At 69.0% G+C, this 19,979-nt stretch carries 20 protein-coding genes and 1 pseudogene; 14 read left to right on the plus strand and 7 right to left on the minus strand.

The genetic code is table 11. From position 1 onward, the window contains the following. The 10 genes from ACYVE7_RS11685 to ACYVE7_RS11730 form a co-directional block, all read left to right on the plus strand. Nucleotides 1-186, plus strand: a 186-nt coding sequence (locus ACYVE7_RS11685) for a hypothetical protein (protein WP_460364643.1), incomplete at its 5' end; no start/stop codon positions are given. A 173-nt stretch (nucleotides 187-359) separates the two neighbouring features. Continuing rightward, nucleotides 360-698, plus strand: a complete 339-nt coding sequence (locus ACYVE7_RS11690; RefSeq protein ID WP_460364644.1) for a YbaB/EbfC family nucleoid-associated protein — start codon at nucleotides 360-362, stop codon at nucleotides 696-698. Continuing rightward, a complete protein-coding gene (gene recR / locus ACYVE7_RS11695) occupies nucleotides 699-1,298 on the plus strand; it encodes a recombination mediator RecR (RefSeq protein WP_460364646.1) in 600 nt (199 codons plus the stop codon). Further along, nucleotides 1,291-1,836 (plus strand): DUF5063 domain-containing protein, encoded by a 546-nt coding sequence (locus ACYVE7_RS11700; RefSeq protein ID WP_460364647.1) that lies wholly within the window; start codon nucleotides 1,291-1,293, stop codon nucleotides 1,834-1,836. The genes recR and ACYVE7_RS11700 overlap by 8 nt, the downstream gene beginning before the upstream one ends. Nucleotides 1,837-1,966: 130 nt before the next feature. After that, entirely contained in the window at nucleotides 1,967-4,210 is a 2,244-nt protein-coding gene (locus ACYVE7_RS11705) for an ATP-binding protein (RefSeq protein WP_460364648.1), read from the plus strand. 126 nt (nucleotides 4,211-4,336) lie between these two features. Continuing rightward, a complete protein-coding gene (locus ACYVE7_RS11710; RefSeq protein ID WP_460364649.1) occupies nucleotides 4,337-5,605 on the plus strand; it encodes an aspartate kinase in 1,269 nt (422 codons plus the stop codon). Beyond that, nucleotides 5,602-6,657, plus strand: coding sequence for an aspartate-semialdehyde dehydrogenase (locus ACYVE7_RS11715; protein ID WP_460364650.1), 1,056 nt, complete (start codon nucleotides 5,602-5,604; stop codon nucleotides 6,655-6,657). Before ACYVE7_RS11710 ends, ACYVE7_RS11715 begins: the two co-directional genes overlap by 4 nt. A gap of 114 nt (nucleotides 6,658-6,771) precedes the next feature. Continuing rightward, nucleotides 6,772-7,314 (plus strand): GNAT family N-acetyltransferase, encoded by a 543-nt coding sequence (locus ACYVE7_RS11720; RefSeq protein WP_460364651.1) that lies wholly within the window; start codon nucleotides 6,772-6,774, stop codon nucleotides 7,312-7,314. 19 nt (nucleotides 7,315-7,333) lie between these two features. After that, nucleotides 7,334-9,091, plus strand: a complete 1,758-nt coding sequence (locus ACYVE7_RS11725) for a S9 family peptidase (RefSeq protein WP_460364652.1) — start codon at nucleotides 7,334-7,336, stop codon at nucleotides 9,089-9,091. 63 nt (nucleotides 9,092-9,154) lie between these two features. Continuing rightward, nucleotides 9,155-9,769, plus strand: a complete 615-nt coding sequence (locus ACYVE7_RS11730) for a hypothetical protein (protein ID WP_460364653.1) — start codon at nucleotides 9,155-9,157, stop codon at nucleotides 9,767-9,769. A gap of 29 nt (nucleotides 9,770-9,798) precedes the next feature. On the opposite strand, the gene ACYVE7_RS11735 is transcribed toward ACYVE7_RS11730, so the two are convergent. The 5 genes from ACYVE7_RS11735 to ACYVE7_RS11755 all read right to left on the minus strand — a co-directional run bounded on the left by ACYVE7_RS11735 (nucleotide 9,799) and on the right by ACYVE7_RS11755 (nucleotide 14,684). Beyond that, the gene (locus ACYVE7_RS11735) at nucleotides 9,799-10,473 is read right to left on the minus strand and encodes a TetR family transcriptional regulator (protein WP_460364654.1); all 675 of its coding nucleotides are present in this window, start codon (nucleotides 10,471-10,473) and stop codon (nucleotides 9,799-9,801) included. A gap of 134 nt (nucleotides 10,474-10,607) precedes the next feature. Further along, nucleotides 10,608-11,537, minus strand: a complete 930-nt coding sequence (locus ACYVE7_RS11740; protein ID WP_460364655.1) for an alpha/beta fold hydrolase — start codon at nucleotides 11,535-11,537, stop codon at nucleotides 10,608-10,610. A gap of 78 nt (nucleotides 11,538-11,615) precedes the next feature. Continuing rightward, nucleotides 11,616-12,518, minus strand: coding sequence for a serine hydrolase (locus ACYVE7_RS11745; protein WP_460364656.1), 903 nt, complete (start codon nucleotides 12,516-12,518; stop codon nucleotides 11,616-11,618). Nucleotides 12,519-12,604: 86 nt separating this feature from the next. Beyond that, nucleotides 12,605-13,687, minus strand: a complete 1,083-nt coding sequence (locus tag ACYVE7_RS11750; protein ID WP_460364657.1) for a fatty acid desaturase family protein — start codon at nucleotides 13,685-13,687, stop codon at nucleotides 12,605-12,607. A 10-nt stretch (nucleotides 13,688-13,697) separates the two neighbouring features. Next, nucleotides 13,698-14,684 (minus strand): ferredoxin reductase, encoded by a 987-nt coding sequence (locus tag ACYVE7_RS11755; RefSeq protein ID WP_460364658.1) that lies wholly within the window; start codon nucleotides 14,682-14,684, stop codon nucleotides 13,698-13,700. Nucleotides 14,685-14,788: 104 nt separating this feature from the next. Here ACYVE7_RS11755 and ACYVE7_RS11760 point away from each other — a divergent pair, with 104 nt between their 5' ends. Continuing rightward, nucleotides 14,789-15,412 carry a Pr6Pr family membrane protein gene (locus tag ACYVE7_RS11760; protein ID WP_460364659.1) on the plus strand — a complete coding sequence of 208 codons (624 nt, stop codon included), beginning with the start codon at nucleotides 14,789-14,791 and terminating at the stop codon, nucleotides 15,410-15,412. Nucleotides 15,413-15,416: 4 nt separating this feature from the next. Continuing rightward, entirely contained in the window at nucleotides 15,417-15,623 is a 207-nt protein-coding gene (locus tag ACYVE7_RS11765; protein WP_460364660.1) for a hypothetical protein, read from the plus strand. Here the strand turns inward: ACYVE7_RS11765 and ACYVE7_RS11770 are convergent. Continuing rightward, nucleotides 15,620-16,894 carry an ammonium transporter gene (locus ACYVE7_RS11770; protein WP_460364661.1) on the minus strand — a complete coding sequence of 425 codons (1,275 nt, stop codon included), beginning with the start codon at nucleotides 16,892-16,894 and terminating at the stop codon, nucleotides 15,620-15,622. The genes ACYVE7_RS11765 and ACYVE7_RS11770 overlap by 4 nt on opposite strands. Before the next feature lie 239 nt (nucleotides 16,895-17,133). Here ACYVE7_RS11770 and ACYVE7_RS11775 point away from each other — a divergent pair, with 239 nt between their 5' ends. Then, on the plus strand, nucleotides 17,134-17,826 hold the full coding sequence (locus ACYVE7_RS11775; RefSeq protein ID WP_460364662.1) for a hypothetical protein: 693 nt from the start codon (nucleotides 17,134-17,136) through the stop codon (nucleotides 17,824-17,826). 61 nt (nucleotides 17,827-17,887) lie between these two features. Here ACYVE7_RS11775 and ACYVE7_RS11780 read toward each other — a convergent pair whose 3' ends face one another. Further along, entirely contained in the window at nucleotides 17,888-19,162 is a 1,275-nt protein-coding gene (locus ACYVE7_RS11780; protein ID WP_460364663.1) for a lipase family protein, read from the minus strand. A gap of 227 nt (nucleotides 19,163-19,389) precedes the next feature. Here ACYVE7_RS11780 and ACYVE7_RS11785 point away from each other — a divergent pair. Then, nucleotides 19,390-19,979 (plus strand): annotated as a pseudogene (locus ACYVE7_RS11785) (PucR family transcriptional regulator); the annotation flags it as partial.

A 19,979-nucleotide genomic window follows, 5' to 3' on the forward strand; every position in this document is an offset into this window, starting at 1 on the left:
CCCGCGGCTCCGCAGGCCGCGCCCGCGGCGGATCTGCCGCCGCTCCCGCCCCCGCCGGACGCCCCCATGGACGACGACGAGGCCGAAGCCGGCGAGGTCAGGGCCCCCGATGATTCGATGACCGGAATGGCCCTCATCCAGCGTGAACTCGGCGGCACCGTCATCCGCGAGATCGACACCCGCTGACCGCCCCGCCACCCGAAGACGGTTTGTCGGTGTTGGGGAGGAAGATGGGTCATCCTTCGGGATGGGTTGGGGCCGGGGTTGTATCGCTGGGCGGGTTCTCGTCGTAGTCTCGGGAGTCCAGCGGATCGGGAGTTCAGCGGATCGGGAGTCCAGCGGAGTTGGAGGGGACGATAGTGGAACCCGGCGGACAGCTTGATTTTCAGGCGGTGCTCGCTCAGGCGCAGCGGATGCAGGAGCAACTGTTCGCGGCGCAGGAGCGTCTGGCCGAGACCGAGGTCTCGGGGACGGCCGGCGGCGGGCTCGTCACGGCGACCGTCAACGGGCAGGGCGAGCTGACCGGGCTCGTCATCGACCCGAAGGTCATCGACTCGGAAGACCCCGCGGAGACGGCGGAGACCGTCGCCGACCTGGTGCTCGCGGCTGTCCGTGAGGCGTCCAGGCTGGCGTCGGATTTGCAGCAGGAGACTATGGGACCGCTCGCACAAGGGCTTCCCGGAATGCCGGGGTTCTAGATGTACGAGGGTGTTGTCCAGAACCTCATCGACGAGCTGGGGCGGCTGCCCGGCGTCGGCCCGAAGGGTGCGCAGCGCATCGCGTTCCACCTGCTCAGCGCCGACCCCGCGGACGTCAACCGGCTCGCCGACGCGCTCCGCGAGGTGAAGGACAAGGTCCGCTTCTGCAAGACCTGTGGGAATGTCGCGGAAGATGTGGAATGCCGCATCTGTCGTGACGTCCGCCGGGACCGCGCGGTGATCTGCGTGGTCGAGGAGTCGAAGGACGTAGTAGCGATCGAGAAGACCCGCGAGTTCCGCGGGCTGTACCACGTACTGGGCGGGGCGATCAGCCCTATCGAGGGGATCGGACCCGAAGACCTGCGGGTCAGGGAGCTCATGCAGCGTCTCGCCGACGGCGAGGTGACGGAGCTGATCCTCGCGACCGACCCGAACCTGGAGGGCGAGGCTACGGCGACGTACCTGGCCCGGCTGGTGAAACCGATGAACCTGAAGGTGACACGGCTGGCCAGCGGCCTGCCCGTCGGCGGCGATCTCGAATACGCCGACGAGGTCACGCTGGGCCGCGCGTTCGAAGGACGGAGACTGCTGGATGTCTAACACCTCGAAGGACTGGGACGACCTCGCCGGACGCGTCGTCCTGCATGTGGAGAACTACCTGGGCGGGCTGGAGCGCTGCGCGAGCGGCGAAGGCCAGGGCCATCTGGTGCCGATCCTGCTGCTGGAGGTCTCGCAGGTCATGCTGGCGGGCGCGCAGCTCGGCGCCAGCCCCGACGTCGTCCTCCCGGGCAACTGGGAGCCGGAGATCGGCGAGGATCCCGATCTCGACGCGATCCGCCAGGGCCTGGCCGAGCGCCTCGCCCCCGTCGACGAGTACACCGAGGTCTTCGACCCGTACAAGGACGCCGAGGAGACGACCGCCTACCGTCTGTCGGACGATCTCGTCGACGTCGCGAGCGACCTGATCCACGGGCTCCGCCACTACCAGGCGGGCCGTCCGCTCGAGGCGCTGTGGTGGTGGCAGTACTCGTATCTGAACCACTGGGGCAACCACGGCGGCGCCGCTCTGCGCGCGCTGCACGCGGTCGTCTCGGGCGCGCGGCTGGACGTCGCCGAGGAAGAGCTCGTCACCACTTAGACGGGAAATTCGCGGGTGTCCGGTGGGGCGCCCGCGAAGGATTTCTGTGGATTGCCGCGTTCACCCCTGATGTGGGCCGCCGGAGGGTTACGGTGAGCCCACCGAAACGGGTGGTGATCATGTGGTGACGTTGAGCGTTCTCCGTTCGGGTGATCTTCCTGAGGAGACCACCGGGTTCGTCGGCCGGCAGGAGGAGACCGAACGGCTGATCCGGCTGCTGGGGATGGCGCGGTTGGTCACCGTGCTCGGTCCCGGCGGGGTGGGGAAGACACGGCTGGCGCTGCGCGTCGCGCGGACCGTCCAGGGGCGGTATGAGCTGGGCGTCTGCCTGGTGGAGCTGTCGGCGCTGCGTGATCCGAAACTGCTCGCCCATACGGTGATGAAGGCCCTCGATCTGGTCGATCAGGCGGGGCAGACTCCGCTCCAGGTCGTTCTCGATCATCTGCGGGACCGGTCGGTGCTGCTCGTCCTCGACACCTGCGAGCATCTCGTCGACGCCTGCGCCGAGCTGGCCGATCTGCTGCTGCGGCACAGCGCCGACGTGTCGGTGATCGCGACCAGCCGGCAGCCGCTCGACGTCCCGGGCGAGCATCCGTTCACGGTGCCGCCGCTGCCCCTCCCGCACGCCGACGATCCGGGGCCCGCCGATTCGGTGGTGCTGTTCGCGCAGCGTGCGGCCGCGGTGCTGCCCGGGTTCGAGGTGACCGACCGGAACCGCGACCAGATCATCGAGCTCTGCCGCCGGCTCGACGGGATTCCGCTGGCGATCGAGCTGGCGGCCGTCCGGCTGCGGGCGATCCCGCTCCGGGAGCTCGCGTCCCGGCTCGACCACCGCTTCCAGGTGCTGACGGGCGGCCGCCGCGCCCTGCCCCGCCACCAGACCCTCCGCACGACCATCGACTGGAGCTACGACCTGTGCACGGCCGCCGAGCAGCGGCTGTGGACTCGGCTCTCGGTGTTCGCGGGCCCGTTCGATCTGTCGACGGCGGAGGAGGTCTGCGCGGACGGGCTGCTGCCGCGCGGGCTGATCGTCCAGACGCTCGCCGGGCTGGTCGACAAGTCCGTGCTGCTCCGCACCGCGGGCGACCGCTACCGGCTCCTCGACACGATCCGCGAGTACGGGCAGGACAGGCTGCTCGACCCCGAACAGGTACAGCGCAGGCATATCGCGAGATATGTCCGGATCGCCACGGCCTTCGCGGACCGGTTCACCGACGACGACCAGCTCGAGACCTACCGGGCGATCAGCGGCGACCACGCCAATCTGCGGGCGGCGCTGGAGTACGCGCTGGCGCTGCCCGGCGCGGAGGCCGAGGCGGCCGAACTGCTCGCGTCGCTCTGGGGGTACTGGCAGATCTCGTGCCGGTACGCGGAGTCGCGCTACTGGTTCACGCGGGTGCTGGAGCTGCCGGGGGTGCCGCCTCGCTGGCGGGCGTGGGCACTGGGCGTCCGCGCCTATACCGGGACGTTCCAGGGCGAACTCTCGGGCGCGCTCGCCGACCTCGACGAGGCGATGCCGATCGCCGCCGAACAGGGCGACGTCCTGCTCCAGGGGCGGCTCCATCTCTACCGCCATCTGGCGTTGAGCTTCGCCGGACGGCTGGACGAGGCCCCGGCGGCGGGTCGCGCGGCGGCCCGCCGGATGGCGGAGATCGGGGACGAGGTCGGACGGGTCTGCCTCGTCGCCCAGGAGGCGTATCTGCTGCACCTCAACGGGCTGTCGGAGGAGGCGCGGATCCGGTCGGAAGAGGGCCTGGAACTGCTCGGACGGGACAGCGGGGAACGCTGGCTGAGCGGCTATTTCGACTTCATCCGGAGCGTCGCGGCGTTCCGGAACGGCGACCAGGAGGCGTGTGCGACGTTCGGCCGGTCCGCGCTGCGCACCAAGCACGATCTCGGCGACAAGGTCGGGCTCGCCTACAGCCTGGAGACGGTCGGCTGGCTGGCGGCCGCGCAGGCCCGATGGGAGCGGGCGGCGTTCCTGCTGGGCGCGGCGGACCGGCTCTGGCGGGCCTCAGGCGCCCGGCTCAGCGGCAATCCGATCATGGAGGAGCTGCACATGGAGGCCGAGCTCGCCACCCGTGACGCGCTGGGCGAACCGTCCTACCAGCAGGTGTTCCGGCAGGGGTCGCTCTGCCCGGTCGGCGGTGCGGTCGCCGTCGCCGTGGACGATCGCGACCAGGGCGCCGACCAGCCGGAAGGCGGGCTGACGGCCCGGGAGCAGGAGATCGCGACCCTGATCGCCCGCGGCCTGTCCGACCAGGAGATCGCCGAGGAACTGTTCATCTCCCGCACCACCGTCGACGGCCACGTGGAACGCATCCTCGCCAAGCTGGGCGTCACCCGCCGCCAGGACGTCCCCACCCGCCTCTGACCTGTGATGTCCCCAGAGTGATACAGGAATCTCAGGATGTGAGATAATTGGGGGGATGAGTCGGGGGTTGACCTCGGTAGACTCGGGGGGTCAATGCTGCACCCGATCACCTGAGGAGCGCCCCAAGTGGCTCTTGTCGTGCAGAAGTACGGCGGCTCCTCCGTCGCCGACGCGGACTGTGTTAAGCGGGTCGCCCAGCGCATCGTTGCCACGAAGAAGGCAGGGAACGACGTCGTCGTCGTCGTTTCCGCGATGGGCGACACGACGGACGAGCTGATCGATCTTGCCCAGAAAGTGAGCCCGCTTCCGCCCGCGCGGGAGCTCGACATGCTGCTCACGGCCGGCGAGCGGATCTCCATGGCCGTGCTGGCCATGGCCATCGCGAACCTCGGCCACGAGGCCAAATCGTTCACGGGCTCCCAGGCGGGGGTCATCACGGACGGCACGCACGGCAAAGCCAAAATCATCGACGTCACGCCGGGGCGCATCCGCAGCGCGCTCCAGGACGGGTCGATCTGCATCGTGGCCGGGTTCCAGGGCGTCTCGCAGGACTCCAAGGACATCACCACGCTGGGGCGCGGCGGCTCCGACACCACCGCGGTCGCGCTGGCGGCCGCGTTGAACGCCGACGTCTGCGAGATCTACACGGACGTCGACGGTGTGTTCACCGCCGACCCGCGGATCGTGCCCAAGGCCCGGAAGATCCCTTTCATCTCCTATGAGGAGATGCTGGAGCTCGCCGCGTCCGGCGCGAAGATCCTGCACCTGCGCTGCGTCGAGTACGCGCGCCGCTACAACATTCCGATCCATGTGCGGTCCTCGTTCAGCCAGAAGGAAGGCACGTGGGTCGTAGCGAGCACTGAGGGGACCGAGGTGGAGAACGCGATCATCTCCGGCGTCGCACACGACCGGAGCGAAGCCAAGATCACGGTGGTCGGCGTGCCCGACAAGGTCGGCGAGGCCGCCCAGATCTTCCGGCTGCTGGCCGACGCCGAGATCAACCTGGACATGGTCGTCCAGAACGTCTCGGCCGTCGCCACGGGCAAGACCGACATCTCCTTCACGCTGCCGGCCGTGGACGCGCAGACCGCGATGTCCGCGCTGAACAAGGCGCAGGACGCCATCGGCTTCGACTCGCTCCGCTACGACGACAGGATCGGCAAGATCTCGCTGGTCGGCGCGGGTATGCGGTCGCACCCCGGCATCACCGCGAAGTTCTTCGGCGCGATCGCCGACGCGGGCGTCAACATCGAGATGATCTCCACTTCGGAGATCCGGATCTCGGTCGTCGTCGCACAGGACGACATCGACATCGCGGTCCAGGCCGCGCACAGCGCTTTCGACCTCGACGCCGACCAGGTCGAGGCCGTTGTTTACGGAGGTACCGGACGATGAGCCGCAAGCCCACCCTCGCCGTCGTCGGCGCGACCGGTGCCGTCGGCACCGTCATGCTCGACATCCTGACCCAGCGCGAGGACGTGTACGGCGAGATCCGTCTCGTCGCGTCCGCCCGTTCCGCCGGGAAGGTCCTGTCCGTCCGCGGCCAGGACGTCGTCGTGCAGGAGCTGACCCCCGAGGTGTTCGACGGCGTCGACATCGCGATGTTCGACGTCCCGGACGAGGTGTCCGCGATCTGGGCGCCGATCGCCGCCGAGCGCGGCGCCGTCGCCGTGGACAACTCCGGCGCCTTCCGGATGGACCCGGACGTTCCTTTGGTAGTCCCCGAGGTCAACCCGGACGCCGCCCTGGTCCGTCCGAAGGGGATCATCGCCAACCCGAACTGCACCACCCTCTCGATGATCGTCGCGATGGGCGCGCTGCACCGCCAGTACGAGCTCAAGGAGCTCGTCGTCGCCTCCTACCAGGCCGCTTCCGGCGCGGGCCAGGAAGGCATCGACACCCTGTACGGCCAGATCGAGAAGATCGCCGGCAACCGGGAGCTCGGCCAGCGCGCCGGCGACCTGCGCGCCGTCGTCGGCTCCGACGGGCCGTTCCCGGCTCCGCTGGCGCTGAACGTCGTGCCGTGGGCGGGTTCCCTCAAGGACGGCGGCTGGTCGTCGGAGGAGCTGAAGGTCCGCAACGAGTCCCGCAAGATCCTCGGCCTGCCGAACCTGCGGGTCAACGCGACCTGCGTGCGGGTTCCGGTCGTGACGACCCACTCGCTGGCAGTCCACGCGACCTTCGCCTCCGACGTCGACCAGGCCGGCGCGCAGGCCATCCTCGCGGGCGCGCCGGGTGTCGTGCTCGTCGACAACCCCGAGGCGCACGAGTTCCCGACCCCGAACGACGTCGTCGGCACCGACCCGACCTGGGTGGGCCGGGTCCGCGCGTCGCTCGACGACCCCAAGTCGCTCGACCTGTTCCTGTGCGGCGACAACCTCCGCAAGGGCGCCGCCCTGAACACCGCGCAGATCGCCGAACTCGTCGCCCGCGAGTTCACCGCCTGACCACACCGTAACGGCCCGGCACTCACTCGAGCGCCGGGCCGTCCCCATCTGTGGACAACCTCCTGAAAGAAAAGCCCGCGCGGATCGGCGGCGCACGAGCCTAGGGTGGGTTGGGTGATCGGTGAGGTTTCGGGTGGGCGGGTCAGGGAGGCGCTGCCGGAGTTGGCGGATCTTCTGCTGGACTCGGTGGCGGGTGGGGCGTCGATCGGGTTTCTGGATGATCTGGACGGTGGGGCGGCTGCTGCTTGGTGGGACGGGGTGGCGGCCAAGGTCGAAGCGGGGGAGACGGTGATGCTGGCCGCCGAGGACGGTGGGCGGATCGTCGGAACGGTCCTGCTTCATCTGGTCGGGTTTCCGGGCGGGCGGCACCGCGCCGAGCTGGCGAAACTGCTGGTGCACAGCGACGTGCGGCGGCGCGGGATCGCGCGGGCGCTGCTGGCCGCCGCCGAGAAGACCGCGCTCGCGGCGGGACGCACCCTGCTGGTCCTCGACACCGAGAGCGGCAGCGCCGCCGAGTCCCTGTACCGGGCCGAAGGGTGGACGGAGGCGGGCACGATCCCCGGCTACGCGGCGGTCCCCGACGGGGCCCTGATCGCCACCACCTTCTACTACAAGACCCTCACCGGTTATCCACAGGGTGGGAAGAATCAGTGGTGACGCGGTGTAGATATGAAGCATGAGCGACGAGCGGTGGAAGCAGCGGTTCCGGGCGGCACGGGTCAGCCTGCCCGGATGGGCCAGAGAGGCGCCTGATCGGAGCCTGTTCCGGTCGAACGCCAGCGGCACATGGGAGATCTACACCTGGGATCGGGCGACTGGCGAGCAGAAGCAGGCCACTTCCCGGCCGAACGGCACCTGGATGGGCGCGCTCGATCCGTACGGGCGCGACCTGTGGTGGTTCGCTGACACCGACGGAGACGAGCTCGGTGTCTGGAAGAAGCAGCCGTTCGAGGGCGGCGAGGCCGTCGACGCGACCACGCTGGAGCCGTCGTATCCGGCGGGGCTCGCGCTGGCCCGCTCCGGCCGGGTGATCGTCGGGCGGAGCGGCAAACACGGCAACTCGGTGCATCTCATCGACCCCGGCCAGGAGCCGGTCGTCATCTACGAGCACCCGGAGAACGCCTATCTGGGCGGGCTCTCCCGCGACGAGCAGCTCATCGCGATCGGGCACAGCGAGCACGGCGACAGCCGCCACCCGTCCATCAAGATCCTCAGACCGGACGGTTCGCTCGTCGCGGAGCTGCACGACGGCCCCGGCAAGGGCGTCGGGCCATCGGGGTTCGTGCCGGTCGAGGGCGATCCGCGGCTGCTGGTCAGCCATGAGCGGCGCGGCAAGGACGAGCTGCTGATCTGGAACCCGCTCACCGGCGAGGAGCAGGAGCTGACCTTCGACCTGCCCGGCGAGATCGGCGCGAGCTGGTACCCCGACGGCTCCGCGCTGCTGGTCTGGCACGGCTACGAGGCCAGGGACGAGATCTTCCGCTACGACCTCGAGTCGAAGGAACTGACCAGGATCGAGACCCCGCGCGGCTCGCTGGGCGGCGCGTCCGTCCGGCCCGACGGCAGTATCGAGTTCCTGTTCACGTGCGCGGCCGAACCGCCGGTGATCCGCTCCACCAGCGGCGGGATCGTGCTGACGCCGCCCGGCGAGCCCGCCCCGCCGTCCGTCCCGGTCGAGGACGCCTGGGTCGAAGGGCCCGGCGGCATGATCCACGCGCTGGTCTCCAAGCCGGCGGGGGAGGGCCCGTTCCCGACGGTCTTCGACGTGCACGGCGGGCCGACCGCCCAGGACACCGACTCCTTCAACGCCGGAACGGCCGCGTGGGTGGACCACGGGTTCGCGGTCGTCCAGGTCAACTACCGGGGTTCGACGGGTTACGGCTCGGCCTGGCGTGACGCGCTGGAGCAGAAGGTCGGGCTGATCGAGCTGGAGGACGTCAAGGCCGTCCGGGACTGGGCGGTCGAGCAGGGCCTCGCCGATCCGGCGAAGCTGGTGCTGACGGGCGGCTCCTGGGGCGGCTATCTGACCCTGCTCGGGATCGGCACCCAGCCCGCGGACTGGTCGGTCGGGATCGCCGGGGTGCCGGTGGCCGACTACGTCGCCGCCTACGAGGACGAGATGGAGGCGCTCCAGGCGTTCGACAGATCCCTGTTCGGCGGGTCTCCTGAGGAAGTGCCGGACAAGTACCGGGAATCGTCGCCCATCACCTATGTCGAGGACGTCCAGGCGCCGGTCCTGGTGCTCGCCGGGGAGAACGATCCGCGCTGCCCGATCCGGCAGATCGACAACTATCTGGCGCGTCTCGACGAACTCGGCAAACCCCATGAGGTCTACCGATATGACGCGGGCCACGGGTCATTGGTCGTTGAAGAACGGATCAAGCAGGTGGAAGCCGAGATTGGATTCGCCATGAAAAATCTGCATATGGCCTGATAGGCCCGGCGTTTCGCTGATCATCTTCAGGGGATCTCCCTCCTCGTTCTAGGGGGGAGATCCATGAAGGCCAGACAGTGGCTCATCGCCGCGGCGGGTTCCGGTGCGACGGCGGCGTTCGTCGCGGTCGTCGCGTTCGCCGGACCGAAGCAGGAACCGACCGTGATCGTGCAGCCGAGCCCGCAGAACGCGGTGCCGCTCGCCGTCCGGCCGGCCGCGCCGGTGATCAACCTGGAGGCGCGGATGAAGCAGCCCTGGGTGGATTCGACCTTCGGCGCGGAGGGGATGAAGCGCTCCTCCACCGGTAACTGCACGAACCGTCAGCGCCGCGACTGCACGTCGTACGAGGGGATGCGGCGCGGGACGGTCGAGGGCATCGTGGCCTTCAAGAAGGCCAGCAAATGCAAGATCACCGTCTCGGGCGGCACCGAACGCGGCCATGCCACGATGCGCTTCAGCCACGGCAACGGCTACAAGATCGACATCATGCCGACCAAGTGCCTCGAGAAGTACATCACCAAGAACATGCGGAAGGTCTCCACCCGCTCCGACGGATCCCCCATGTACCGCGACGAGCCGGGCCGGCTCTTCGCCAACGAGCACGACACCCACTGGGACATCTTCTTCGGCCCCGAATGGTGCGTGAAACGCCAGATCAAGCACCAGGAGTGCCGCTGACCGCCTCTCGCGCCCCCGCGCTGTGGCGGTCAGCCGCGGACGTTGCGGATGATGTCGACGAGCTCGCGGGTGACGGACCGGAAACCGGGCAGCCGGGACATCGAGACCATCTTGTTGACGAGGGGAACAGTCCGCGAGACCAGCAGGTAGGTCTTCCGGCAGCCGTCGGAGGAGTCGTGCACCCAGTACAGGACCAGGCCCATCGAGTAGAGCCAGAGCAGTTCGGGGAGCTCCTGGCGGAAGTCCGCTTCGAGCTTGAGGTCGCGGGAGCCGTCCACGACCTCCCGGTAGATGGCGATGGCGGCGGCGCGGGCCGGTCCTGACTCGGAGCTGAACGGGTTGAGCGGCGAGGTCGGTTCGGCGGCGAACTTGAAGAACTTCCCGGCGAACGCGTGGTAGGGCACCATCGTGTCGACGCGGGCCCGCAGCACCCCGTTCAGCCGGTCGGTGAAGGTGGTCTCGCGGTCGAGCACGGCCCGGCAGGCCGCGTTGTGGGATTCCTGCAGCTCGTCGTAGTAGGCCTGGATCAGCTCTTCTTTCGACGAGAAGTAGTAGTACGCGTTGCCGACCGACACTCCGGCTTCGCGGGCGATCGCCCGCATCGTCGTCGCTTCGTACCCGTTCTCCCTGAACAGCCGGAGCGCCGTCTCCACGATCAGCTCTCGCGTCTGCTCCGACCGTCCGACAACCGCCTTCTCGCTCACCCCCCAACTCTAAGCGGCCAGCCCTCCCCGCGACCTCCCCCGCCCGCCACAACCCCACCCGAACCCGCCGCGTTCGGCGGTCCACCGGGTCGCGCCGGTGGCGGCGACGGGTTCAACCGGGTGTCCAGTGGTGTTCAGGAACCGCTGGAGGGGGGTTCGGGGGTGGGGCGGCCGGACTGGAGGATCTGGGACCAGGTGGAGCGGTCGTAGGTGCCGGGGGCGTTGGTCTCGATGAATGTGGTGAGGATCTTGGCGAAGCGGGCCGGGTCGTGGTGGTGGGGGAAGTGGCCGGCGCCTTCGAAGAGTTCCAGCCGGCTGCCGGGGAGGGCGGCGTGGGCGATGGCGGCGTGGGAGGCGGGGATGATGCCGTCGTGGGTGCCCCAGATGAGCAGGGTGGGGAGGTTGGTGGCCAGGTAGCTGCGGTCGAGCATGGTGATGGCCTGGCCGTGCAGGTCGGCGCCGGCGCGGATGGTGCGTAGGAACGCGCGGCGGGCCGTCGGGTTGGCGAAGTTCGCGTAGCGGGCCAGGACGTAGTCGAGGTCGGGGCCGAGCCCGGCGTTGCCGAACAGCCGGAGCAGCGGCGCGGCCGCCAGTACGGCCGTCCGGACGGGCAGCGACGCCATGACCGCGAGCCCCGGGCCCGCGACGGGTGTCGCCGCCAGCCGGAAGACGGGATGGACCTCGCGTCCCATGCCCGCGCTGGAGATCAGTGCGAGCCGTTCGCACCGCTCGGGGAACTGGTAGGCGAACTGCATCGCCACGCCGCCGCCCAGCGAATGCCCGGCGACGGTCACCCGGTCGACGCCGAGGACCGTCAGCAGGTCCCGCATCCCCGACGCGTAGGCGGCGACCGCGTAGTCGGCCCGTGGTTTGGCGGACGCCCCGTGGCCGAGCAGGTCGGGTGCGATCACGGTGAAGTGTTTCGCCAGTTCGGGCAGGACCGGCAGCCAGGTTTCGGAGCTGTCGGCGATCCCGTGGATCAGGAGCAGCGGCGGCCCTTCGCCCACCATCCGGAACGCGCGCCGGTAACCATGGACCTCACGGAACTGCAATTCCCCGGTCATGCACGAAGACTGAACGCGCTGCGTTACCGCCGGACGTCCCCGATGTAAGCGCCACGTGACAACCGAACCCCGCTCGGCCTACTCCTCGCCGGGGACGGGCCCGTAGGGGGCGCTGCCGTCGGACGTCTCGGGGAGCGGGAGGAGGGCGTGCCGGGCGCTGGTCTCGGGGTTGAGGGTGGTGTGGACGCGCCGGGCGACGCGTTCGATGGAGGTGACGCCGTAGGACATGGACGGGTTGCCGTGGGTGAGGACCACGAACATGTAGTCGCGGTTCTTCGCGTCGAAGGTCCCCAGGCTGTGGACGCGCCAGCCATGGGTGGCCCGCGGCAGCCAGCCGTTCTTCACCTGCACCCGGACGTTCTTCGGCACACCCGCCGGGGTGCCCCAGCGCTGCCCGGGGGTGACGTCGTTCATCAGCCCGAGCAGGTACTTGCGGGACTTCTCGGTCAGCACCTTGTCCTTGCGGGTGAGGAGCATGAGCAGTTTCAGCTCGTCGAACGCGGTGATCTGGGTGAGGCCCCAGTAGCTGCTGGGGCCCAGCCGGGTGGCCCGCATCTCGGCGAGGTCGAGCAGCCGCTGGATCCGGGCGCGGCCGAGCTGCCGCCACAGCGCTGAGGTCGCCGCGTTGTCCGACCGGGTGATCGCGGCTCTGGCCAGGGAGCGTTCCCGGCTGGTCAGCCCGCGTTTCTGGGCGGAGCGCAGCAGCGCGGCGACGATCGTCACCTTGACGGTGCTCGCCGAGTCGAACCGCCGGGACGCCCCCACCCAGCACGACATTCTGCGCTTCCGGTCATAGAGCGCCACCGAGATGGTGCCGGACCGGCCGCGCAGCGCCGTCTTGATCTGCCCGCTGAGCCGTTTGGCCATGGCCGGGCTCTGCTTCGACTCGCACACGGGCTTCGCGGCGGCCGCGGCCTGGGCGGGCACGCCCGCGACCAGGCTCGCCGCCAGCGCGCCCGCCATCGTGATCTCGCGCAGCAAACCCTCACCCCGTCCGTCCGAGCGCCCACTCTAACGATCTCCGACGCTCCCGTCAGGAGCGCGGACGCCCGGATCGGACGAGCGCCCTACGGCAGGGCCAGCCTGAAGATCTTCTTCCAGGTGGAGCTGATCTGCGACGGCAGTGAGCCGGTCGTGTACGGCAGGTCGTACTTCTCGCACAGCGCCCGGACGCGCGGCGCGATCTCGGCGTACCGGTTGCTGGGCAGGTCGGGGAAGAGGTGGTGCTCGATCTGGTGGCTGAGGTTGCCGGTGGCCAGGTGCATCAGCGGCCCGCCGGAGATGTTGGCGGAGCCGAGGAGCTGACGCGCGTACCAGGCGCCGCGGGACTCGCCTTCGATCTGCTCCTCGGGGAACACCTCGGCGCCGTCGGGGAAGTGGCCGCAGAAGATGACCACGTTCGTCCAGATGTTCCGGACGATGTTCGCGGTGAAGTTGCCGGCGAGCACCGGGAGCGCGGAACCGAACGGCAGCGCGATCAGCGGGAACGCCACATAGTCCTTCAGCATCTGCTGGCGGATCTTCCGGCCGATGGCCTTGAGCTGGGGAAGCGCCTCATCCCAGCTCTTCTCGCCCTTGCGGATCCGCTCGATCTCCAGATCGTGGAACGCCACCCCGTACTCGAAGAACATCGCGAGCAGCGCCGCGTAGAGCGGCTGGCCGACCGTCCAGCGGGACCAGGGCTGCTCGGGCGTGATCCGCAGCACCGCGTAGCCGATGTCGCGGTCCTTGCCCATGACGTTGGTGTAGGTGTGGTGCACGTAGTTGTGGGAGTGCTTCCACTGGTCGGCGGGGGAGGTGTTGTCCCACTCCCAGGTGGTGGAGTGGATCTTCGGATCGCGCATCCAGTCCCACTGGCCGTGCATGACGTTGTGCCCGATCTCCATGTTCTCCAGGATCTTCGCCGCGGAGAGGGCGGCTGTCCCGGCGATCCAGGCGGGCGGCAGCCAGCCGGCCATCAGGATGGCACGGCCGCTGATCTCGAGGCCGCGCTGGAGCTTGATGACGTTCCGGATGTAAGCGGCGTCCTCCGCGCCCCGATCGGCGATGATCTCGTCGCGGATCGCGTCGAGTTCGGCGCCGAACGCGTCCAGGTCGGTCTCGGACAGATGGGTCAGCGGATCGGGCGTGATGAGCGTTGCCGTGGTCATGAGGGCTCCTCTACAGGTCGATCTCGACGGGACCGGCGGGGGCGGAGACACAGATCTGGACGAGGTCGCCCTCGTCGCCGTGGACCTCGCCGGTGCGCAGGTCGCGGACCTTGCCCGAGGTCAGCTTGCCCACGCAGGAGTAGCAGATGCCCATCCGGCATCCGCTCTTGAGCAGTGCGCCGGCCTCTTCGCCCGCGGTGAGGATCGGACCGTCGGTCGAGCAGGCGATCTTGCTCTTGGTGAAGGTGATCTCGCCGCCTTCGCCGACGACGGTCGGGGTGAGCCGGAAGCGTTCGGTGGTGACCTGCGGGAAGTGCTCCTCGAGGGAGCGCAGCATCTCCTCAGGCCCGCAGGCGAGGATCCGGCGGTCGGCCAGATCGGGGACGAGCGCGGCGAGTTCGGCCGGGTCGAGCCGGCCGTCCTTGCGGGTGTGGCGTTCGTGCAGGGTCAGCCGTCCCTCTTCGGCGAGCGCGCGCAGCTCCCGGCCGAAGATGACGGCGGGCCGCGACGGCGCGCTGTGCACGAGGACGGCGTCGTCGACCCCGGCGCGCAGGATGCTCATCACCGGGGTGATGCCGCTGCCGGCCGTCACGAACAGCACTTTTTCGCGCCGTGACGCCAGGGTGAAGTCACCTTCGGGCAAGCCGAGGGCGACGATGGTGCCGGGCTTGGTCCGGTGGACGAGCTCGGACGAGACCGGCCCGGCCGCCTTGACCGTGATCTGGAGCGGCGCGCCGGGCGCGCTGGAGATGGAGAAGGTGCGCCAGTGGCGGACCCCGGCCAGCTCAACGCCGATCTTCAACCACTGCCCGGCCTGGTGGACCGGCCACGCTGGTCCCGGCTTGATGGTCAGGGTGGCGGAGTCGGCGGTCTCTCGGCGCACGCCCGTGATCCGGCCGCGCGGCTCGTCCGACCAGAGCGGATTGAGCAGCGACAGGTAGTCGTCGGGGAGCAAGGGGGTGGTGAGTGAGGAGAGCACGCGGGTGAGCGCTGTCATTGGAGCCTCCGTCTAACTTACGCTTACGTAACCGTAACCACGAAGCCGGGCCAACCGTCACCCCTCGTCGCTGTGCGATGTCTCACAGGAGGCAAGATGGAGACATGCGCAATCGGGGGGTTGCCGGCGCCTGGTGGGCGCTGGTCGCGGTGGTCGTCCTGCTGGGAGAGGCGGCGTCGTTCCTGGCGCACGGATACCGGAGCCAGCTCATCTTCTTCACCAACCAGAGCAACATCTACCTGGGCATCGTCGCCGCCTACACGGCCTGGCGGCTATGGAGCGGACGACGAGTGACACCCGCCCCCGTGCTCACTTCGGCGATACTCTTCATCTTGATCACCGGGCTGGTCTACAACATCGTCCTGGCCCCGGACGCCCGTCCGCTGGAGGGCCTCGCGCTCTTCTCCGACACGGCGTTGCACAAGGTCACGCCCGTGCTCGGGCTCCTCGGCTGGCTGTTCTTCGCCCCGCACGGCGGGCTCCGCCCGATCCACGCGGCGATCTGGCTCGTCTACCCGCTGGCCTACTTCGCGTTCGTGCTGATCCGCGGCGAGATCCTGGTCACCCCGGCCGTCCGCTACCCCTACCCGTTCCTCGACGTCACCTCCCACGGGTACGGGGGAGTGCTGTGGAACGCGGTCGTCTACGCGGTGTTCTTCTGGCTGCTGGGCCTGCTGCTGGTCTTCGTCGACAAGCTCCTCGCGGCCCGCGCGCCCGCGCTAGCCTGACCCCATGCGCAAGATCGGTCTGTCCGCCGCCGCCCTCCTGCTCGCCGCAGGCACGCTGACGGCCTGCGGCGGAGACAGCAAGTGGTGCGAGTTCGACGCCACCGACGAGGTCGTGTCCGACAGCTTCTGCCAGAGCAACACCCCCGGCTACGAGTGGGAGCACGGCTCCTCCAAGAAGAAGAAGTCGAAGAAGAAGCGTTCGACGCACTAGGCGTCGATCTTCGCTCCAGTAGCCGACGAGTGGGAGCCGAGCCCGCCGGGGACCCCGTGCTCGTAGGCCGTTTCGGCGTGCAGCGCCAGGTCGACCCCGCTGACCTCGTCCTCCAGCGGCACCCGGAAGCCGATGGTCTTGTCGATGGCCTTGCCGAGCGCGTAGGTGACGGCGAACGCGAACACCGCGACGGCCGGGATCGCGACGAACTGCTTGCCGAGCTGCCCGAATCCGCCGCCGTACAGCAGCCCTTCGACGCCGCCCGTCATCGTCCCGGCGGCCAGTAGCCCGATCAGCCCGGTGCCGACGACACCGCCGACGAAGTGGACACCGACGACGTCCAGTGAGTCGTCGTAGCCGAAGCGGAACTTCCACGCGACGGCGTAGGAGCAGACGATCCCGGCCGCCAGCCCGACGGCGATGGCGCCCAGCGGATCGACCGAACCGCAGCTCGGGGTGATCGCGACGAGACCGGCGACGACACCGGACGCGGCCCCGAACGTGGTCGGGTGGCCGTCGCGCCTCTGCTCGACGATCAGCCAGCCGAGCAGTCCGGTGCAGCCCGCGAGCAGCGTGTTCAGGAAGACGGCCGCGGCGGTGCCGTTCGCGTCGAGCGCCGATCCGGCGTTGAACCCGAACCAGCCGAACCACAGCAGCCCGACGCCCAGCAGCACCATCGGCATGTTGTGCGGCCGCATGGCCTCCTTCTTGAACCCGAACCGCGGCCCGAGCACCAGCGCCAGCGCGAGCCCGGACGCCCCGGAGACGATCTCGACGACGAGCCCGCCCGCGTAGTCGAGCGCGCCGAGCTTCATGATCCAGCCGTCGGCGTTCCACACCCAGTGGGCGACGGGCGCGTAGACCAGGACGATCCAGAGCGGCACGAAGAGGGTCCAGGCCGAGAACTTGGCGCGGTCGGCGATGGCACCGCTGACCAGGGCGGCGGTGACGATCGCGAAGGTGAGCTGGAAGGTGGAGTACAGCAGGGTCGGCACTCCGGACGTCACGTCGGACGGCCCGATGCCGCGCAGCCCGGCGTGTTCGAGCCCGCCGATCAGCCCGGCGTGGTCGGTGCCGAACGCGAGGCTGTAGCCGACGGCCACCCAGGCCAGCGTGACGAGCGGGATCGACACGAAGCTCATCATCATCATGTTGAGCACGCTCTTGGTCCTGACCATGCCGCCGTAGAAGAAGGCGAGGCCGGGGGTCATCAGCAGGACGAGCGCGGTACTGGCGAGCAGCCAGGCCGTCGCGGCGGCGTTGAGCTCCATGCCGTCTCCTCAGGGGGTGCGGATCGTCCCAGCAGGGTGACGAACGGCCGTTTCGCCCTCGAATCACGGTTGTTTCCGGCTTGTTAAGTGTTTCCGGTGTGTTGCCCGGTGGGTGTGATCCAGGCGACCTGGACAACCACGGCTCCGCTGTGAAATAACGTTCACACCAGGAACTTGTGAATGGAGTTTTCATGCGAAAGCTTGGTTCGATCGCCCTTGCGTTTACGTTGGGCGCCGCCGTGCTCGTCCCCGCGAGCGCGGCACAGGCCGCGGTGACCTTCGGCTCCGCGAAGGTCGTCGGCAAGCCGATCCTCAAGGCGGGCAAGAAGGCCAAGATCACCCTGCGGGTGGCGCTCAAGGGGCAGAACATCAAGGAGGTCAACGCCAGCCTCGACAGCGCGGGCGAGATCGGCTTCGAGACGATCGACGGGCTCAAGCTCGTCCAGGGCACCCCGCAGGACGGCGTCTGGGAGGGCGTGGCCCACATCGACCGCGACATGGACGCGGGCAAGTGGTACGTCTCCGTCGACGCGACCGACGGCGAGGCCGGCGACGACTTCTACGACTTCAAGATGTTCAAGGAGGTCAGCACCTTCACCGTCTACCGCGACACCAAGCTGACCGTGGCGGGCAAGCCCGCGAAGCCGCGCAAGGGCACGAAGTTCGCCGTCGGCGGCTTCGCCGGCAGCCTCTCCCGGTTCAGCTTCTCCGGCGTGAACGGCTGGGACCCGCTGAAGAACCAGAAGGTGGAGATCTGGTGGAAGACGAAGGGCGGCAAGGCCAAGCGCCTCGCGGTCGTCAAGACCGACAAGAAGGGCAAGTGGCTCAAGTACTTCCCGGCCACCAAGGACGGTTATGTGGCGGCGGTCGTCCCGATCACCGGGTGGCACGCCAAGAAGGTCACGGCCTGGAAGTTCATCGACGTCAAGTAGCCCCCCGAACGCGGACGGCCCCTTGCCCCGGTGGCGGGAAAGGGGTCGTCCGTCTCACGTCCTAGAACAGAGGGCAGTTGCCGAGCATCCACTTGCCGGCGAACCGGTCGCGGATCCAGGACGTCACGTCGTTGATGGCGATGCTGTCGGTCAGCAGGTGTTCGCCGGGGTAAGAGTTGTTGAACTGGGTGGTGACACCGGCCTTGCAGTAGAGCCGCCGGGTCTCCTCTTCGGTCTCGTGCGGAATGATCTCTTCGAAGAAGCCGCGGTACTGGAAGGTCGGGAACCCGATCTTGTACTTGGCGTTGGAGAACGGCCCGCCGATACCGACGCCGAGCTTCTGCTGGTCGACGGCGTCGCCCCAGCTCAGCCCGGTGGAGTCCGTCAGCGTGTAGAGCTGGTCGAGCGTGTGGCCCTTGGTGGTGAAGCCTTCGACGCGCGCGCCGAGGAACCGGGCGAGGGTGCCGTACAGGCAGTACTTCTTGGTGTCGGCGACGGCCGAGCGGCCCGCGTCGTTGATGATCTCGTCGAACGGCAGGGTCGGGTAGGCCTCGTGCAGCCCGATGACGGCGTCGGCGAGGAAGCCGGCGAAGGCGCTGCCGTTGAGCTGCTTGGCCGTCACCCTGAGATCGCCGGGCACGCCGCCCGCCGCCGCGCCGACGATCTTCAGTTCGGGGGCGTAGGACGCCGCGAGCTGCGCCGCCCACAGGGAGGCCGCGCCGCCCTCGGAGTAGCCGGACAGCGCGATCTTGCCGTCGGCGGTGAGCCCGCCGCCGGGCACCTGCCGGGACGCCCTGCCGATGTCCAGCAGGGCATGGCCGGAGTTCTGGCCGATCATGTAGGCGTGGGTGCCGCCGTCGATGTAGCCCATGCCGTCGGTCGCGGCGACCGCGAACCCGGCCTTGAGGAACTCCCTGAGCTGCTCGCCCTCGTACTCGTCCTGGTAGGCGCCGGCGATCTGCTTGGAGAACGCGCACTGGTTGCCGATGCCGAGCGTGCCCGGGTTGAACGCGACGGTGGGCCGGGAGCCGGCGCCCGTCCATTTGGCGGTCGGGACGGCGACCGTCCCGGAGACCGGGACCTTCGCGCCGCGCAGATCGGTCGAGACATACCTGACCTGGTACGCCTTCATCGGGATGTTCCCCGGCACATGCGGCAGGGTGACGGCGCGGCAGGCGATCAGGTCGCCCGGCGCGCCGGAGATCGAACCGGCCGGCGCGTAGATCTCCGCGGCGGTCGCGGTGCAGCCGGTCGGCGCGGCGGCGGCCGGACCGGCCACGACGGCCAGCGCGGGGACGACCGCCAGCGCCGTCAGCGACGCGAGGAGGGATTTCACTTGCAGCTCCTGAGGGGTGGGCTCCGGACTGCCTAGCAATGTCCTCCCGGCCGAGCCTTCGAGCACACGCAGATCCGCCAAGAAACGCCGTGGGATTCCGTCTTCAAAGCAGAACTCATCGGTATTTCCGCAGGTAAAGGTAGATTTATCAGTTACTGACAACACATCCAGAAGGGCGGCGCGGGTAGTGAGTGTCCCTGCCGAAACCTGCGATTTACTTTCACGCAATGACGGTTGCACTACCTGGCCAGGATCTCAGCGCGCAGCCCTGGCGCGAGATCCCCTCCGAAGAAGCGCAGTGGATGCGTCCGGCGATCCCGTCGGTACTGAAGATCATGGTCGAGGGTGTCCGGCGGCACGTGCCGGAGTACGCCCGTCCCGGCGACCATGTGTACCAGCGGACCGTCGAGATGGCCGTCGAGTATGCGATGAACCATTTCGTCCAGCTCATCGCCGACCCGGACGCCTCCTGGAAGGACGTCCACCAGGTCTACTTCGACGTCGGCTACGGGGAGGCGATGGAGGGACGCGGTCTGGAGCACCTGCAGAGCGCGATGCGGATCTCCTCGCGGGTCGCGTGGCGGCACATCAACGTCGAGGCGGGCCGGCTGGGGAAGTCACGTGAGCTGACCGCGCTCCTCGCCGAAGCGAACTTCGCCTACCTGGACGAACTCGCCTCGGCCGCCGCGCACGGGTACGCGCGCGCCAAGGAGAAGGCGGCGGGCGAGCGGGAGCAGCGGCGCGGCCGGCTGCTGACCCTGCTGCTGTCCGACCCGCCCGCTCCCGCCGACGTCCTCGCCGAGCAGGCCGCGCTTGC

Source organism: Actinocorallia lasiicapitis, assembly GCF_054778695.1.